This is a genomic window from Micromonospora sp. PTRAS2 (assembly GCF_054052245.1).
In genome coordinates this window covers 409757-425496 of sequence record NZ_JBSWBU010000005.1, presented here as the reverse complement: position 1 = coordinate 425496, position 15740 = coordinate 409757, and the positions used below count along the sequence as shown (strand labels likewise).

Genomic DNA, 15740 nt, shown 5'->3' with positions numbered 1-15740 from the left:
AGGCGGCCCGCGCAACCTCAATGGAAAGGCCGGGCGGATGACCCGGATCAATCGGTAAAGGAGTTTCAATGGGAGGAAGAATCCGCGCCGTCGTGGTCGCCGCGGCGACACTCGGCCTGGTCATCGCGGCAGCCGGCGTCGCACAGGCCGACGCGTCGTCGCAGCCGTCGATGCGGGACGCACGGGCCGCCGCGACGGCCTCGGGTGAGCTCGGCGCCGCCGCGAAGGGCGGGTTCGGCACCGCCGCGACGTGGTTCACCGGGACGGTCGCGGCGGGCGGCACGCAGGGCTGGACCTGGACCAACGCCCCGGCCGACGCCGCCTACGTGGTCGGGTACAACCCGGTCGGCGCCACCACCTCGTCCATGTGCCAGTTCGAGACGATCAGCAGCCGGTACGTCCAGCTCTGGGGCGGCCAGCGGCAGTTCCAGTTCACCCTGAAGAACGTCGGCTCGATCGCCTGCGGCGCTACGGTCCAGCTCGCGGCGGTGAGCAGCTCGGTCGCGACCTCCACCGGCGGGGTCAGCCCGGGTGGCACCCAGACGCACCTGTGGAACATCCCCTGGCACACCAACTGGGTGGTGGGACTCAACCCGAGTGGCGCCACCAGCTCGGCGGCCTGCCAGTTCCAGGTGACCCGCACCTGGTTCGTGCAGCCGGCCGCAGCGGGCGCGGTCCGCCAGCTCTACGTGGAAGTCAAGAACGTGGGGACCATCGCCTGCCAGACCGACATCCGGCTCGGCTCCACCGCCGTCTCCTACAACTTCACCATCGCCACCATCGCCTCCGGCACCACCTGGTCCACGGTCTGGTTCAACGCGAACCCCGTCACCTCGGTCTACCTGGTCGGCGCGTCACCGCAGGGCAGCGCGCCCATCACCTGCCAGTTCGAGGTCACCCGCATGATCTACCGGCAGAGCATCAACAGCGACGGATCATCCCAGCGCCAGATCCTGATCTCGTTCAAGAACCTCGGCGGCACCACCTGCGGCGGGCTCGCCGAGCTACAGACCATCGCGGCCTGATCCACCCGCCCTCGCGGCCATCGCGCGGCGACCACCGTCGTCGCGCGATGGCCGTTGCGGGCCCGGCTATCCGTGGGACAGGGTCGCGTGGACGCCCGTGCCGTACTCGTGTCGCAGGCCGCCGTCCGCGATCAACCGCCCGGCGTGCGGCAGCACGGGGCGCGAGCCGATCCTGCTCACGGCCATCCGGCGGATCACCCGGTTCAGTCTGCCGGAGGCGCTGGTGACCGCCGCCCAGTCCCACGCGGCGGGATCGCCCAGGCGCGGCACGGTCGGCGCCCACGTCGCGGCGCGCTTGGCCGAATTGTGGTTGGTGTGGCTCCAGCGCAGCTCCCGCGTCCCGAATGGTCCGCCGTAGTAGAGCTGGACGAGCCCCCAGCCTTCGCAGCAGTATCGAAACGTCGGATCCTCCGGCGAATCTGCGGACAGGTCGATCCGACTGAGCGTCGGCTCCGGCCCGGAGCCGACGACGAACAACTCCAGGTGTCGTCCCTGCGGCGCCGTCGCAATGTCGGCGGCAGCCCGGAACTCACGCAGCTCGCGGCCCGGCTCCGAGTCGGACTCGAAGACCCGGAACAGGCCCAGCCCGAAGACGGACTCGACGACCGAGGCCCAATCATCGTCGGCCGCGTAGAAGTTCAGATTCGGCACCAGCCGATTATCCCGATCGACCGGCATCGCCGGCCGCCGCGTCCACGCGACCGTGCGCGTCAGGCCAGCTGGATGACGGGTCGGGTCAGGACCTTGGCGGCGTACCCGCCGTCGGAGGCGAGCCACCGGCCGAACTCCTCGTCGCGGTAGGCGGTCGCGAGGGTCAGCCAGCCGAGGAAGAATCCGCTGCCGCCGCACGTGGCGCTGCCGCCGTCGCCGCCGCACACGACGGCGCGCGTTCCACTGCTCGAACGTGACGTCGGCGTACGTCACCGCGCAAAGATAGGGCCGGGGTCGCCCGGCCGCGGGTGCCGGCGCGGCCCGAGGTTCAGTCCCCGTTTAGCGCGGCCACCTTCGATGAGGTACACCATCCCGAGGGGAGAGCCCTGTGCGCGTCCTGTTCATCCCTTTTCCCAGCCCGCCGCACCTGTTCTTCATGACGCCGCTGGCGTGGGCCTGCCGCGCGGCGGGGCACGAGGTGCGCGTCGCCGGCCACCCACACCTGACCGAGACGACGCTGCGGACCGGCCTGAGCCCGGTCGAGGTCGGCGGGGACGGCGCGGGCCGGCGGAGGCACGGCCCCGCCGTCACCCAGGCCGGTCTCGCCCGGACGTCCGGCGACGAGCGGCACCGGCTGCTGGACCGACGGTTCGCGCCCATGGTGGACCTGGCCGGCGAGATGGCCCCGGGCCTGGTGCGGTTCGCCGATCGCTGGGAGCCCCAGATCGTCGTCGCCGACTCGCTGGCCTTCGCGGCTCCTCTCGTCTCGGCGGCCCTGGGTATCCCCCTGCTGCGCCACCTCACGGGCCCGGACGTCATGCACCGCACCATCTACCCGATGCACGGGCCGATCACCGGCGACGAGTACAGCCCGAACTGGCCCGAGGGACTGCGTGAACTGTTCGAGGAGTTCGGGGTGGCCATCCACAACGACCACTCGCTCGGCAGCATCGACCCGTGGCCGGGCAGCATCCAGGTGCCGGACGCGCACGCCCGCATCCCGGTGCGGCACATCCCGTACCACGGGGCGGCCCCCTCGCCGGAGTGGGCCTGGGGCCGGGCCGGACGCCCCCGGGTCTGCCTGAGCTGGGGCGAGCCGGGTGACGCGGCCCGCGCGGCGCAGTCCCCCGCGTTGCCCCGGATCCTCGACGCGCTGACCCGCCGGGACGTGGAGGTCGTCGTCACGGGCAGCGGGATCGACCGGGACAGGCTCGGCGCGCTTCCCGAGACGGTCCGCGTCGCCGGGGACGTGCCGGCCGACGTGGTGCTGTCCACCTGTGACGCCGTGGTCAGCGAGGGCGGTACGCACACCATCCTCACCGCCGCCGCCCTCGGTGTTCCCCAGGTGCTCGTACCGCTGGTCGAGCGCCCACCGAACGCGGCCACCTTCTGCGAGAGCGGCGCGGGGATCACCCTGGACGCGGGCGACGCCGACCCGGAGGCCGTCGGCCGGGCGGTCGACGCCGTGCTCGGCGACGAGCGGATCCGTGCCGCGGCACGGCGGATCCAGGACGAGATCGCCGAAGCGCCATCGCCCGTGGAACTGGTGCACACGCTGGAGAAGCTGGCCTGACCACCTCGGCTGAAGGGGCCACCGGCGGGTCCGGCGAATGCGGTTCTCAGCGCACGCACCGGACCCGTCCGCTCTCTTTGCTCAGGCCCTCCGGACGGACACCGTCATCTCCTTGACCCCGTAGAACTCCGACGGGTGGAAAACGGGATCCGCACTGATCCGCAGATCGGTGAATTCGGTCATCAGCCGGTTCAGCGCGATCTCGGTCTCCAGTCTGGCCAGCGGGGCGCCGAGGCAGAAATGGATGCCGTGCCCGAACCCGAAATGCCGGTTGGGATCGCGCTGGATGTCGAACTGCTCGGGCTTCTCGAATTGCCGCTCGTCATGGTTGGCCGAGAGGATCGACGGCATGACGAACGCGTCGGCCGGGATGACCTCGCCGGCGATCTCCACGTCGGTGGTGGCGATCCGGCAGGCCCGGGGAAACGGCGGCCGACGGCGTACGACCTCTTCCAGCGCAGCGGGGACCAGCGAGCGGTCCGCCCTGATCCGGGCCTCGGCGTCCGGGTTGTCGTCCAGGCACAGCAGGGTGTTGCCCAGCAGCAGCGTGGTGGTGATGTGCCCGGTGTTCAGCAGCAGCGCGGCGAACGTGGCCACCTGCAGATCGGTCAGTCGCTCGCCGTTGAGCTCGGCGGCGGCCAGGGCGCCGAGGACGTCGTCGGTGGATCCCTTCGCGCGCCGCTGCCGGACCTCGGCGAGCAGGTACTCGTCGAGCTCCTTGGTGGCTTCCGCGATGGCCTCGACCACCTTCTGCTCCGACTCCCCCTTCTCCGCGCCGATGCCGAGCAGGCGATCGGCACACCGGCGGAAGAACGCCCGGTCGCCCGGGGAGATGCCGAGCAGCTCGGCGATGACGATGACCGGCAGCGGGTAGGCGAGCTGCTCCACGAAGTCGAACTCGTCGCCGGGCGCCTCGGCGAGCAGCTGGCCCACCACTTCGCCGATGCGCGGCCGCATCCCGGCGACCGTCTTGGGCGTGAAGGCCTGACTGACCAGTTGCCGCAGCCGGCGGTGGTCGGGCGGATCCTGCCAGGGCAGATTGGCGCTGAGCTTCTCCGCGCCGAAGACCGGCATGAGCCGGCCGATGTTTGAGGAGAAACGGGCCGGGTCGGAGAACACCGCCTGGACGTCGGCGTACCGGAAGACGAAGTAACGGTTGTGCTCGTCGCGCCAGACCGGCCGGTCGTCACGCATTCCCTTCATCCACTCGAGGATTTCGGCGCCGCCGTCGGTGAACGGCGGCATCCGGACAGGCTCATCGGCACTCATCGCGCCTCCCACGTCGGACCGCGCACGGTCTCGCCGAACCTTACGAAGGAACAACAGCAACGGCAAAGCTAGCAAACAATCCGGTCCTTTGTCCCGACCGTTCAGCCCGACGCAAAAATTAGCAGCATTTTAGCTGCCATCTATAGGATTACCATCGCCGCAAGCAGAGGTGATTCGATGCAATTATCGTGCGCCCGCCGGAGATCCGCAGCGTCCCGAAACAGGAGTTGATCATGACCGAGGCCACGACGGCAGCGCACGTCGGCGACCTTCCCGACGTGCCCGACTTCCCGATGCCACGCGGCTACGCCCTCGATCCCGCGCCGGCCTACGCGCGGCTGCGCCGGGAGCGCCCGGTCACCCAGGTCGCCCTGCCCAGCGGGCAGAAGGCGTGGCTGGTCACCAGCTACGCGCACGTACGCGCCCTGGTCACCGATCCACGGATCAGCTCCGACCACACCCACCCGAACCTGCCGATGCTGGCGCCGCTGCGCCCGGAGGACATCGACACCCCGCACGAGCCCGTCAACACGCTGGTCGGGCTCGATCCGCCGGAGCACTCCGCGCCGCGCCGTTCCGTCATAGCCGAGTTCACGGTCCGCCGCATCCAGGAAATGCGCCCCCGCATCCAGGAGATCGTGGACGGTTGCGTGGACGAGCTGATCGCGGCCGGCCCCGGCAGCGACCTGGTCAGCACGGTGGCGGTGAGCGTGCCGTCCCAGGTGCTGTCGGAGCTGCTCGGGGTGAACCCGCCCGACCGCGAGTTCTTCCACGTGCGCGCCTCCAAGATGCTCGGCAGGACGACCAGTCCGCAGGAGCGCCGGACGGCCATGATGGAACTGGCCATCTTCATCAACGGCCTGCTCATCGAGAAGGACCGCGAGCCGACGGACGACCTGCTGGGCCGCCTCATCGTCAACAACCGCGAGACGAAGGTCTTCACCCACCAGGGCCTGCTGCACATGGCCTACCTCCTGCTGGTCGCCGGCAACGAGACGACCGCGAACATGATCTCGCTCGGCACCACGGGCCTGCTGGAGAACCCGCACGTCCTGGCCGAGCTGAAGGCCGATCCGAGCCTCATCGGGCGCACCGTCGAGGAGCTGCTCAGGTACTTCACCATCTCGGACGTCCTGGTCCGCGTGGCCAAGGAGGACATCGAGATCGAGGGGGCGACGATCCGGGCGAACGACGGCGTGCTGCTCTGCCTCGGCTCGGCCAACCGCGACGAGACGATCTTCGAAGATCCCGACAAGCTGGACATCCACCGGGGCACGCGGCATCACATGGCCTTCGGTTACGGCATTCACCAGTGCCTCGGACAGAACCTGGCCCGCGCCGAGCTGGAGATCGTCTTCACCACGCTGTTCGCCCGGCTGCCCAACCTGCGGCTGGCGAAGCCCCTGGCGGAGCTGCCGTTCAAGTTCGACTCCAACACGTACGGCCTCCACGAGCTGCCCGTCCAGTGGTGAGTCGTCGGCTGGACCGTGAGGCGGAGGCGAGGGACATGCGCATCGTTGTCGAGCGGGACGCCTGCATCGGGGCCGGTCAGTGCGTACTGACCGAGCCGCGCGTCTTCCGGCAGAGCGAGGAGGACGGCATGGTGCAGCTGAACACGGATCGGCCGGCTCCGGACACGGCGGAGGCGGTGGAGACCGCGGTCGCCCTCTGCCCGGCCCGGGCGCTCTCCCTCGAGCCCTGACGCGTGGGGCGGGAGGCACCGGCCGTCCGGGGCGTGTGCGGGTCGGTGCGGTGACGGGAGGACCGATGGGTACGGAGAAGGCGTGGCCCCGGGCCGGCACCGGGTTGCGCGGGATGGTCGGCGACCGGGCCGTGGAACTGGGCGAGCCGCACGGCTGGCGGGCGCTGGACTGCGACGTGACCGACGCCGCAGCGGTGCGCAGGGCGGTCGCGCAGACGCCGGCCGAGGTCGTCGTCCACTTCGCCGCGTTCACCGATCTCGCCGCCGCCCACGCGCAGACCGGTGAGCGCGGCGGATCCTGCTACCGGGTGAACGTCGACGGGACGCGCAATCTCGCGCACGCCTGCCGGGAGAACGACAAGTACCTCATCCACGTGTCCACCGACTATGTCTTCAGTGGCGCCGAAGAGGAGCCCTATCGGGAGTCGGACGTGCCGGCCCCACAGGACTGGTACAGCCGGACGAAGTATTGGGCCGAGGGCGAGGTGCGCGGGTCGGGATGCCGGTTCTCCATCCTCCGGCCCTCGTTCCCCTTCCGGGCACGGTACGCCCGCAGGGGGGACATCGTCCGGAAGATGATCAGCGGGCTCACCGCCGGGCGGACGCCGCCGATGTTCTGCGACACGCTGGTGAGTCCGGTCTTCGTCGACGAGTTCGTCGCGGCGATCGACCGGGTCGCCGAGCTGCGGCCCCCGGAGGGGCTCTTCCACTGCGCGGGCGGCACCAGCCTGTCGCCCTACGACCTCGCGGTGCTGGTGGCCCGCGTCTTCGACCTGGACAGCTCGCAGGTCTCCCCCGGCCACTACGCCGACTACGCGCGCACGTCCGGCCGGCCCTATCCCCGCTACCTCAACATCTCGAACGAGCGCGCCGCACAGGTGCTCGGCATCCGGTTCTCCCCGATCGAGGCGGCCCTCGAGACGATGCGGGACCAGCTGAGCAGCGCCGGCGCGGGGACGACGGCGGCACCGCCGCCGGGCTGATCGTCAGACCGGCCCGCGCCGCGTCGGGCCGGTGCGACCTACGGTCCGCGCGGCCCACGCCGACGCGCCGGCCACGCTGCCGGCGCGACGCCGGAAGCTGGCCGGCGGGCGGCGCGACGCCGGAGGGCGGCGACGACGATGCCGCCGCCGCTTGCTGCCCGCTCTCACCGATGCTTGGCCACGAACTCGTGGATCGAGTCGACCACGTACTGGATCATCTCGCCCGTGATGCCGGGATACACCCCGATCCAGAACGTGTGCTGGGTGATGATGTCGCTGACCGACAGGTCGCCGGCGATCCGGTACTCGACGTCCGCGTACGCGGGATGACGGGTCAGGTTGCCGCCGAAGAACCGGCGGGTGGCGATGCGCCGGCCCTCCAGGAACGCGACGAGCTCCTGACGGGTGTACGGCGCGTCCGGCTGCACCGTCAGCACGAAACCGAACCAGCTCGGGTCCGAGCCCGGCGTGGGTTCCGGCAGCAGCAGACCGTCCAGTCCGTCGAGCCCGTCGCGCAGCAGCCGCCAGTTGCGGCGCCGCGCCTCGCCGAACTCGTCGATGCGCTGCAGCTGGGACAGGCCGATCGAGGCGTGCAGGTCCGTGCTCTTCAGGTTGTATCCGACGTGCGAGAAGATGTACTTGTGGTCGTAGCCACGCGGCAGCGAGCCCAGTTGCTGGTCGAAGCGCTTGAGGCACCTGTCGTCCTCGCCGGGTTCACACCAGCAGTCGCGTCCCCAGTCGCGGATCGACTCCACCAGGCGGGCCAGCCCCAGGTCGTTGGTCAGGACGCAGCCGCCCTCGCCGAACGTGATGTGGTGCGCCGGGTAGAAGCTCACCGTGGCGAAGTGCCCGAAGGTGCCGGTCAGCCGGCCCTGGTACAGCGATCCGACCGCGTCGCAGTTGTCCTCGATCAGATACAGGTCGTGCTCCCGGGCCAGCGCGGCGATCTCGGCCACGGCGAAGGGGTTGCCGAGGGCGTGCGCGGTCATGATCGCCCGGGTTCGCGGCCCGATCGCCTCGGCGATGCGTTCCGGAGTCGGGTTGTAGGTCCCCAGCTCGACGTCGACGAACACCGGCTTCAAGCCGTTCTGCAGAACGGGATTGACGGTCGTGGGGAACCCGGCGGCAGCGGTGATCACCTCATCGCCGGGGCGCAGCCGCGCGTCCCCGAGCTGCGGTGACGTCAGCGCGCTCAGCGCCAGCAGATTCGCCGACGACCCGGAGTTCGTCAGGTGCGCCTTGCGGAGCCCGAAGTAGCGCGAGAACTCCCGCTCGAAGCGGCGCGCGCTCGGGCCCGCCGCGATCCGCATCTCCAGCGCCGCCTCGACCAGGGCGACCCGATCGCTCTCCTCCAGCACAGCCCCGGAGGTGAGGACCGGGGTGGTCCCCGGCACGAACCCGTCGACGCGCTGGTCCCGGTGGTATTTCCGGACCAGCTCAAGAATGGCGTCCTTGTCCTCGCCCATGACTGGGTACCTCCATAGCCGTCCTCCGACGCTGTCGCCGGGAAGTCGAGGGTGTTGATCAGGTCTACCGGGCATCGGAACCGGGTCCTCGTCCGCCGCCGCCGACCACCCGGTCTGCCAGTACGAAGCTTGAGCGCCCGCACTAACGGCGGGCTAGTCGAGCGCTAAAAGCACCGCACCCGTCCCGTCCCGGGCGCGGGCCTCACCCGAGCTGCTCCAAGACCTGCACCACGTCCGCCGGGGACGGGGTGGCGGCGATCTCCTCCCGCAGCCGCTCGGCGGCATCCCGGATCTTGCCGTCCGTGAGCGCCGCGTCGACCGCCGTCGCGATGGTGGCGGTGTCGGCCGTCGCGGCATCCAGCATGGTGCCGGCCCCCGAGGCACTGAAGTTGAACGCCACGGCGGGCGTGTCCGAGGCCTGCGGCAGCATCACCTGCGGCACGCCGTAGCTCGCCGCGGTGAGCACCGAGCCGGCGCCGCCCGCGTTGACGACGGCGCCACACGATTCCAGGTACAGGTTGATCGGCACGTTGTCGGCCACGCGTACGTTGTCCGGCAGCGGGCCGAGGCGCTCCCGGTCCGCTCGCACCACCGCGAGGACGACCTCCACGTCGCCAGCCGCCAGCGCGCCGACGACGCGGGCCAGGACGGTGTCGTCCGCGCCGAGCATCGTGGTCGTCGTGCCCCAGGTGACACACACCCGCGGGCGGGAGGGCGGCTCCAGGAGCCAGTCGGGGGCGGCGGCCGCGCCGTTGTGGGGGACGAAACGGGTGGGGATCCGGCCGACGACGTCGGGCAACTGCAGGCTGCCCGGCCACGGGTCGACCGTCCGCACCGGATGGTCATCGCGGACCTCGACGCCGTACCGGTCGTACAGCTCGACCAGGCCGGGTGGCCACTGCTCCCGTTCGGCTCCGGTGGTCGGCTGCCCCTGCACGGGACACAGGCGGCGCAGCAGGTCGGGCCCCGTGAGGTGACGCACCAGCGGAACGCCCAGGGTCTGCGACAGCAGCGGGGCGGCCAGCATCAGTGGATCGGTGACCACGAGGTCCGGCTCCCAACGCCGCGCGAAGCGCAGGAGGTCCGGCGCCATCACGGTGACCGTCTCGACGAGTGGACGCAGCGACTCCTGCTGGATCCGACGACGCTCGTCGACCGGCACGGCGGAGTCGAGGCTCTCCTTGTAACGCTGGGCCTGCTGTCTGTTGCTCAGCTGCTTCAGCATGTCGTAGCCGTGGCCGACCTCGACGGCGGGCAGCCCCAGGCCGACCGTCGCCTCGGTGAGCTCGGGCTGCGCGGCCACCCGTACCTCGTGACCGGCCGTGCGGCAGGCCCAGATCAGGGGGGCGAGTTGGTACAGGTGGGAGCGAACCGCCATCGAGGTGAACAGAATACGCACGGATTAACCTCGCATGGTTGTCGAGAGGACGCGGATCGACCGCTGCCGTGGGCCAACCCAGTACAGGGAGGTTCCCTAAAACCCCGCTGAAAGGACGGGCCGTGCGCCTCGGCCAACCGTCGTCACGTGCGGTCCGGCGACGACGTGGGACCTGTCACAAGCCACAAAAGATACAGATGACGCAAATGCTTCAGAAGCTTATATCGAAGGATCAGTAGGTATCTATAGTAGCCTCCTCGCTACGATCCGTGACGGAAGGGGGCCGTGATGAGCGAGGCGCTGGAGGTGCCGCTGTACATGCGACGCTACGGGTTGGACCCGGGGAAGGAGCTGGACGAGATCCTCGAAACCGAGGGCGTCGTCCAGGTGGCCCTTCCCGACGGTACGCCCGCCTACCTTGTCTGCCGCTACGAGGACGCCCGGCAGGTGCTGTCCGATCCCCAGCGGTTCACCAGCGTCCTGCCGCGCTCGATCGGAGCGCATCTGGACGACGAGGAACGCCGGCGACTGCAGGCCGGGACGATGCTGCTGTTCGATCCGCCCGAACACACCCGCCTGCGGCGCACGATGACACCGCAGTTCACGGCGCGCCGGCTCGAACGCCTGGAGCCGACGATCGCCGCCATCGTGGAGTCCGCGCTGGACGACCTGGAGCGCGCCGGCAGGCCGGCCGACCTCGTGCGCCACTTCGCCCTGCCGGTCCCGCTGCTGGTGATCTGCGAGCTGGTGGGAGTCGAGGGAGACGACCACGCCGAGATGACCGACCGGTTCACCCGCCTGATGGATCTGTCGCTGACGCCGCAACAGCACACGGCGGTGCACGCCGAGAACCGGCGCTTCCTGGCGGAGCTGGTCACCCGGGCCCGGGCGGCGCCCGGCGAGAACCTGCTGGGAATGCTCGTGCGCGAGCACGATGCCCAGCTCAGCACGGAAGAGGTGGTCGGCATCGTGGCCTCGTTGCTGATCGGCGGCCACGAGACGACCTCGGGCATGCTCAGCCTCGGCACGCTGGCACTCCTGCAACACCCGGACCAGCTCGCCATGGTGCGTGACGACCCCGCGAAGGCCCAGCAGGCCGTGGAGGAGCTGTTGCGCTTCCTGTCGGTCGTGTCGGTCACCGGGCGCACGACGACCACCGACATGCACCTCGCCGGCCGCACCATCCCCGCCGGCTCGTCGGTGCTGATCTCGCTGCCCCGGGCCAACCGGGACCGGGCCTTCCTCCGGGACGCCGACCGGCTCGACATCGACCGGGCCGCCCCGGGCCACGTGGCCTTCGGCCATGGCGTGCATCGCTGCCTGGGCGCGCCACTGGCACGCCTGCAGATGCGCGTCGCCTTCCCGGCGCTGCTGCGACGCTTTCCCGGGCTCGCCCTGGCCCAACCGGACGCGGAGCCGGCCTTCCGGCCCTTCGGCGCGGTCTACGGAGTGGACACCCTCCCGGTCACCTGGTGACCGTCGCTCCCGGCCATCGATCGCCGGTGTCGGCGCGCCCAGGGCGACGTCAATGAACCGCTGAGCCGAGTTGCGGGTGGGGCCCGGCCGTCGCCGGACCCCACCCGCGCCGACTCAGCGGCGGCTGCCGATCATCACGCCCCGGTCATCCGACGCGAGCGACGGACGGCCAGTACGGCACCCGTGCCGAGGGTGACCATGCCGGTGCCCAGACCCAGCGTCCACCACAGGCTTGATCCGCTGTCGCCGGTCACCGGCAGGTGCGGGTGGCGCGTCGGGTACGGCGACGCGGTCGGCGACTGCGTCGGCTGGGTGGGCGACGGGGACTCCGTGGGCGTCACGGTGGGCGAGGCCGACGGCTGGGTCGGTGACGCCGTCGGCGTCTCGGTGGGCGAGGCCGACGGCTGCGTCGGGGTGGCCGTCGGCGATGTCGGGGCCAACGGCCGCTCACAGTTGGCCTCGGCGAGGATGACGGTGCCGACCGGGATGTCGATGACCTGGCCGCCGGCGACCGAACCCGTCAACTGGACGGTGGCCAGCACCGCGACCGCGGCGGCGGTGTCGGCTGTGGTCTCCTCCACCGCGGTGAGGGTGACGGTGAGGCTGGCCTCGGTCAGGCCGGGCACCACGACGGCCGCGCTGGCGGTCACCCCGGGGGTGTTCGGCACCAGCACGGCGGGCGCGCCGAACAGGGTCAACCCGACGACGTTGGTGTCGGCGGTGAGCGCGCCACTCTGCGGGCAGTTCACCTCGGCGGTGATCAGGTCGGCGGCGACGACCGGAATGCCCAGGATCCCGAGCGCCAGTTCGGCGATGTCGGAGTTCGCCGACGACGCGGTCGGCCCACGGGTGGCGCTCACCTCCAGCACGGTGCCGCTGGCGGTGACGCCCACCGCACCGGGGATGGTCACGGCGAGTCCGGTGGTGGTGTCGGTCCCGCCGCCGGGCGGCGCGGTCGCGCTGCCGATGGTGGCGTTGGCGGTGATGACCGGCACCCCGAGGACGCTGGCGGAGAGATCCACCACCACACCACGGGCACTGGCGTCACCAGGTGCCGCGACGGCGGGACCACCGGTCGTCAGGGCGACGAGCCCTGCGAACCCCGCTCCGGCGACGGCAACGGTCGCCACTGATGCCATTCGTCTTACCAGTTTCACGCTCTGCCTCTTGTCCATCTGCCCTCCCGCCCTCGGAAGGAATACGCCACATGAGGTTAAACAGGCATATGGCTCAATAGTGCTCTAAACGGGCAAAAGGTCAGCAGCGGCCTCGGTGGCTAGCAATATTGTGTGCCACACACTATCGTGTGAGTCGTGGTAAGCGACGACATCCTGCGGACCCATCTCCAGGAGCTACGCCGGGGCACGGTGGTGGTGGCGAGCCTGGTCGCGCTGCGCCGGCCCGACTACGGCTACGCCCTGCTCCAGCGGCTCACCGACCACGGCTTCCCGGTGGACGCCAACACGCTCTACCCCCTGCTGCGCCGACTGGAGGAGCAGGGCCTGCTGACCAGCGAGTGGAACACCGAGGAGAGCCGGCCCCGGAAGTTCTACCGGACCAGCGACGAGGGGGAGTCGGTGCTGCGCCTGTTGCTCGCCGACTTCTCCGCCGTGCAGAGATCCCTCACCGGCCTGATCGAAGGAGTGGCCCGATGAGTTCCCTGACCGACCGCTATCTCGCCGCCACGCTGCGGGCGGTGCCGGCCCCGCGCCGGGCGGAGATCGCCGACGAGCTGCGGGCCTCCATCGCCGACATGATCGACGGCCGCACCGACGCCGGTCAGGACCGCGAAACCGCCGAGCGCGAGGTGCTCACCGAGCTGGGCAACCCCGAGCGGCTGGCCGCCCGGTACGCCGACCACCGCCTCCAGCTCATCGGCCCCGCCTACTACCTGGCCTGGCGGCGGCTGCTGCGGCTGCTGCTCGCCACCGTGCCGATCGCCATCGGTGCCCTGGTGGCCGTGCTCGACGCCGTCGACGGCGGCAGCGTGGGCTCGGCCATCGGCGTCGGCATCACCACCGGCATCGAGGTGGTGGTCCAGGTCGCCTTCTGGGTCACGCTCACCTTCGCGGTCGTCGAGCGGTTGAGCCTGCCGCTGCACCTGCCCCGGTGGACCGTCGACCAGCTGCCCGAGGACCGACCGGCCGGGCGCGGCGTCCCGCTCGCCGACACGGCCGTGTCGATCGCGGCCCTGGTGCTGCTGATCGCGTTCCTGCCCTGGCAGCACTTCCGGTCCTGGGTGCGCGACGACGGGGGCGACCACATCCCGGTGCTCGACCCCGCGCTGTGGCGGTTCTGGCTGCCGGCGCTCATCGCCCTGCTGGTCGCCGAGATCGTCCTGCAGGTGGCCCGGCACCGCGCCGGCCGCTGGACCTGGCCGCTGGTCGGCGCGAAGGTCACCCTCGACCTGGCGTTCGCCGTGCCGGTGGCGTGGCTCGTCCTCACCGACCGGCTGCTCAACCCCGAGTTCGTGCAGCGCGTCGACTGGCTGCGCGACGGTGCCAACCTGGACGTCGTCTACACGATCGCCCTGGTCGCGGTGGTGGCGTCGCTGGTGCGCAACACCGTGGCCATCGCCGCGCAGGCCCGCCGCCGGGCGGCCTGAGCGCCCCGCGACGCCCGTCCCCGGGCCGGCCCGCCCACGGCGGCCGGCCCGGGCGCGTCGGCGGGGTGCCCGGCCGGGGTCACCAGGGCACGGCCTCCCAGCCGGTCGGCAGCGCCGGCACCGGCCAGGCGGGGTCGGGCCGCCAGTGCGCCCAGGCCGGGTCCCACCAGCGCTCCCCCGCGTCGAGCAGCGCGGCGATCCGGTCGCCCTCCGCGCGGATGGCCTCCGCCATCCCCGGATACCGTCCCTCGGTCAGGCGCTGGGCGAACACCTCCACGTCCTTGAAGACGTACCGGTCGGCGTCCGCCGCCCACCACAGGTCCAGCTCGTGGTCGAGGGTGTCCACCCCGATCGGGGTACGCCGCACCGGGTCCTGGAGGTTGAAGTACCAGCCCGCGAACTCCCGCCCCGGACCGGCCCAGAACACGTCGACGGAGTGCGCCTCGCCGGGACGGTGCAGCATCAGCTTGCCGTGCCCGCGCCAGGCCCGCTGCCCGGCCACCTGCCACGGGTGCCGCCCGCATGGGAAGCTCCCCCGCTCGGGGAAGCCGAACTCCGCACCGCCGGGCAGGTAGAGGGCGAGCAGCTCCGCGGAGTCCACGACGCAGATCGTCGGGACCCCGAACCAGACCTCACCGCGCAGGATCTCCCGCCGGACGACCACGTCGCCCGGCGCGAACCGCCGCCCGCCCCCGGCCGCCACGGCTCAGCCGACCGCCGCCATGACCTCGTCAGAGACATCGAAGTTCGCGAATACGTTCTGCACGTCGTCGCAGTCCTCGAGGACGTCGATCAGCTTGAAGACCTTGCGGGCGCCGTCCTCGTCCAGCTGCACGTTGACGCTGGGGATGAGGGACGACTCGGCCGACTCGTACTCGATGCCGGCGTCCTGCAGGGCGGTGCGGACCGCGATCAGGTCGCTCGGCTCGGAGACCACCTCGTACGCCTCACCGAGATCGTTGACCTCCTCCGCGCCGGCGTCGAGGACGGCCATCATCACGTCGTCCTCGCTGGTGCCCGCCTTGGGGACGATCACCACGCCCTTGCGGGAGAACATGTACGACACCGAGCCGGCGTCGGCGAGCGAGCCGCCGTTGCGGGTCAGCGCCGTGCGCACCTCGGTCGCCGCCCGGTTGCGGTTGTCGGTGAGGCACTCGATCAGCATCGCGACGCCGTTCGGGCCGTACCCCTCATACATGATCGTCTGCCAGTCGGCGCCGCCGGCCTCCAGGCCGGAGCCGCGCTTGACCGCCCGGTCGATGTTGTCGTTCGGTACGGAGTTCTTCTTCGCCTTCTGGATGGCGTCGTAGAGCGTCGGGTTGCCGGCCGGGTCGCCGCCGCCGGTGCGGGCCGCGACCTCGACGTTCTTGATCAGCTTGGCGAACATCTTGCCGCGCTTGGCGTCGATCACGGCCTTCTTGTGCTTGGTGGTCGCCCACTTTGAGTGGCCGGACATCTGCTACCTCCGTCTGTTGATCACGCCTGCGTCGACTGCCCGCGCCAACTCCACTTCTCCACCGGCGTACGACGGGCCGGTCGGCTCTGCGTGGATGGCCGCGGCGGGCGCGGAGCCCTGCCGAACCGCGGCAATCCTACCGAGGTGGGGTGCGCC

The 15740-nt window shown here is 71.0% G+C and carries 16 protein-coding genes; 8 read left to right on the top strand and 8 right to left on the bottom strand.

From position 1 onward, the window contains the following. Positions 1-68 precede the first annotated feature (68 nt). Positions 69-1025 carry a hypothetical protein gene (locus tag ACVMYR_RS19765; RefSeq protein WP_144082612.1) on the top strand — a complete coding sequence of 319 codons (957 nt, stop codon included), beginning with the start codon at positions 69-71 and terminating at the stop codon, positions 1023-1025. A gap of 66 nt (positions 1026-1091) precedes the next feature. On the opposite strand, the gene ACVMYR_RS19760 is transcribed toward ACVMYR_RS19765, so the two are convergent. Together ACVMYR_RS19760 and ACVMYR_RS19755 are read right to left on the bottom strand one after the other, a co-directional pair. Continuing rightward, entirely contained in the window at positions 1092-1676 is a 585-nt protein-coding gene (locus ACVMYR_RS19760) for a hypothetical protein (RefSeq protein WP_457122379.1), read from the bottom strand. Positions 1677-1735: 59 nt separating this feature from the next. Further along, positions 1736-1903, bottom strand: coding sequence for a hypothetical protein (locus tag ACVMYR_RS19755; RefSeq protein WP_158229403.1), 168 nt, complete (start codon positions 1901-1903; stop codon positions 1736-1738). Positions 1904-2064: 161 nt separating this feature from the next. On the opposite strand from ACVMYR_RS19755, the gene ACVMYR_RS19750 reads away from it, so the two are divergent. Further along, positions 2065-3249, top strand: a complete 1185-nt coding sequence (locus ACVMYR_RS19750; RefSeq protein ID WP_457122378.1) for a nucleotide disphospho-sugar-binding domain-containing protein — start codon at positions 2065-2067, stop codon at positions 3247-3249. Positions 3250-3330: 81 nt separating this feature from the next. On the opposite strand, the gene ACVMYR_RS19745 is transcribed toward ACVMYR_RS19750, so the two are convergent. Next, the gene (locus ACVMYR_RS19745) at positions 3331-4518 is read right to left on the bottom strand and encodes a cytochrome P450 (protein ID WP_077937254.1); all 1188 of its coding nucleotides are present in this window, start codon (positions 4516-4518) and stop codon (positions 3331-3333) included. Positions 4519-4751: 233 nt separating this feature from the next. Between ACVMYR_RS19745 and ACVMYR_RS19740 the strand changes: the two genes are divergently transcribed. The 3 genes from ACVMYR_RS19740 to ACVMYR_RS19730 all read left to right on the top strand — a co-directional run bounded on the left by ACVMYR_RS19740 (position 4752) and on the right by ACVMYR_RS19730 (position 7203). Next, complete coding sequence (locus tag ACVMYR_RS19740; RefSeq protein WP_077937253.1) at positions 4752-5990, top strand: cytochrome P450; 1239 nt, start codon at positions 4752-4754, stop codon at positions 5988-5990. 35 nt (positions 5991-6025) lie between these two features. Continuing rightward, on the top strand, positions 6026-6220 hold the full coding sequence (locus ACVMYR_RS19735) for a ferredoxin (RefSeq protein WP_077937267.1): 195 nt from the start codon (positions 6026-6028) through the stop codon (positions 6218-6220). Positions 6221-6285: 65 nt separating this feature from the next. Next, entirely contained in the window at positions 6286-7203 is a 918-nt protein-coding gene (locus ACVMYR_RS19730; RefSeq protein ID WP_457122377.1) for an SDR family oxidoreductase, read from the top strand. A 164-nt stretch (positions 7204-7367) separates the two neighbouring features. Here ACVMYR_RS19730 and rfbH read toward each other — a convergent pair whose 3' ends face one another. Further along, the gene (gene rfbH, locus ACVMYR_RS19725) at positions 7368-8669 is read right to left on the bottom strand and encodes a lipopolysaccharide biosynthesis protein RfbH (protein WP_077937251.1); all 1302 of its coding nucleotides are present in this window, start codon (positions 8667-8669) and stop codon (positions 7368-7370) included. Between the two features lie 202 nt (positions 8670-8871). Continuing rightward, on the bottom strand, positions 8872-10068 hold the full coding sequence (locus ACVMYR_RS19720) for a nucleotide disphospho-sugar-binding domain-containing protein (protein ID WP_457122376.1): 1197 nt from the start codon (positions 10066-10068) through the stop codon (positions 8872-8874). A 267-nt stretch (positions 10069-10335) separates the two neighbouring features. On the opposite strand from ACVMYR_RS19720, the gene ACVMYR_RS19715 reads away from it, so the two are divergent. After that, the gene (locus ACVMYR_RS19715) at positions 10336-11523 is read left to right on the top strand and encodes a cytochrome P450 (RefSeq protein ID WP_457122375.1); all 1188 of its coding nucleotides are present in this window, start codon (positions 10336-10338) and stop codon (positions 11521-11523) included. A gap of 134 nt (positions 11524-11657) precedes the next feature. On the opposite strand, the gene ACVMYR_RS19710 is transcribed toward ACVMYR_RS19715, so the two are convergent. Continuing rightward, positions 11658-12545, bottom strand: a complete 888-nt coding sequence (locus ACVMYR_RS19710) for a hypothetical protein (protein ID WP_141722216.1) — start codon at positions 12543-12545, stop codon at positions 11658-11660. A 291-nt stretch (positions 12546-12836) separates the two neighbouring features. On the opposite strand from ACVMYR_RS19710, the gene ACVMYR_RS19705 reads away from it, so the two are divergent. Both ACVMYR_RS19705 and ACVMYR_RS19700 read left to right on the top strand, forming a co-directional pair. After that, entirely contained in the window at positions 12837-13178 is a 342-nt protein-coding gene (locus tag ACVMYR_RS19705; protein ID WP_074475975.1) for a PadR family transcriptional regulator, read from the top strand. Further along, positions 13175-14128 (top strand): permease prefix domain 1-containing protein, encoded by a 954-nt coding sequence (locus ACVMYR_RS19700; protein WP_077937247.1) that lies wholly within the window; start codon positions 13175-13177, stop codon positions 14126-14128. Before ACVMYR_RS19705 ends, ACVMYR_RS19700 begins: the two co-directional genes overlap by 4 nt. A gap of 79 nt (positions 14129-14207) precedes the next feature. Here ACVMYR_RS19700 and ACVMYR_RS19695 read toward each other — a convergent pair whose 3' ends face one another. Next, positions 14208-14831, bottom strand: a complete 624-nt coding sequence (locus ACVMYR_RS19695) for a DUF402 domain-containing protein (protein WP_396788291.1) — start codon at positions 14829-14831, stop codon at positions 14208-14210. Between the two features lie 3 nt (positions 14832-14834). Beyond that, positions 14835-15584: a YebC/PmpR family DNA-binding transcriptional regulator gene (locus ACVMYR_RS19690; RefSeq protein ID WP_043962919.1), complete on the bottom strand. Its 750-nt coding sequence runs from the start codon at positions 15582-15584 to the stop codon at positions 14835-14837. Between the last annotated feature and the right edge of the window lie 156 nt (positions 15585-15740).

Bases quoted from the DNA above. Each gene is read 5' to 3' on its own strand.
- ACVMYR_RS19765 (WP_144082612.1), top strand. From the start codon at position 69: ATGGGAGGAAGAATCCGCGCCGTCGTGGTCGCCGCGGCGACACTCGGC.
- ACVMYR_RS19745 (WP_077937254.1), bottom strand. From the start codon at position 4,518: ATGAGTGCCGATGAGCCTGTCCGGATGCCGCCGTTCACCGACGGCGGC.
- ACVMYR_RS19740 (WP_077937253.1), top strand. From the start codon at position 4,752: ATGACCGAGGCCACGACGGCAGCGCACGTCGGCGACCTTCCCGACGTG.
- ACVMYR_RS19735 (WP_077937267.1), top strand. From the start codon at position 6,026: ATGCGCATCGTTGTCGAGCGGGACGCCTGCATCGGGGCCGGTCAGTGC.
- ACVMYR_RS19730 (WP_457122377.1), top strand. From the start codon at position 6,286: ATGGGTACGGAGAAGGCGTGGCCCCGGGCCGGCACCGGGTTGCGCGGG.
- rfbH (WP_077937251.1), bottom strand. From the start codon at position 8,669: ATGGGCGAGGACAAGGACGCCATTCTTGAGCTGGTCCGGAAATACCAC.
- ACVMYR_RS19715 (WP_457122375.1), top strand. From the start codon at position 10,336: ATGAGCGAGGCGCTGGAGGTGCCGCTGTACATGCGACGCTACGGGTTG.
- ACVMYR_RS19700 (WP_077937247.1), top strand. From the start codon at position 13,175: ATGAGTTCCCTGACCGACCGCTATCTCGCCGCCACGCTGCGGGCGGTG.
- ACVMYR_RS19690 (WP_043962919.1), bottom strand. From the start codon at position 15,584: ATGTCCGGCCACTCAAAGTGGGCGACCACCAAGCACAAGAAGGCCGTG.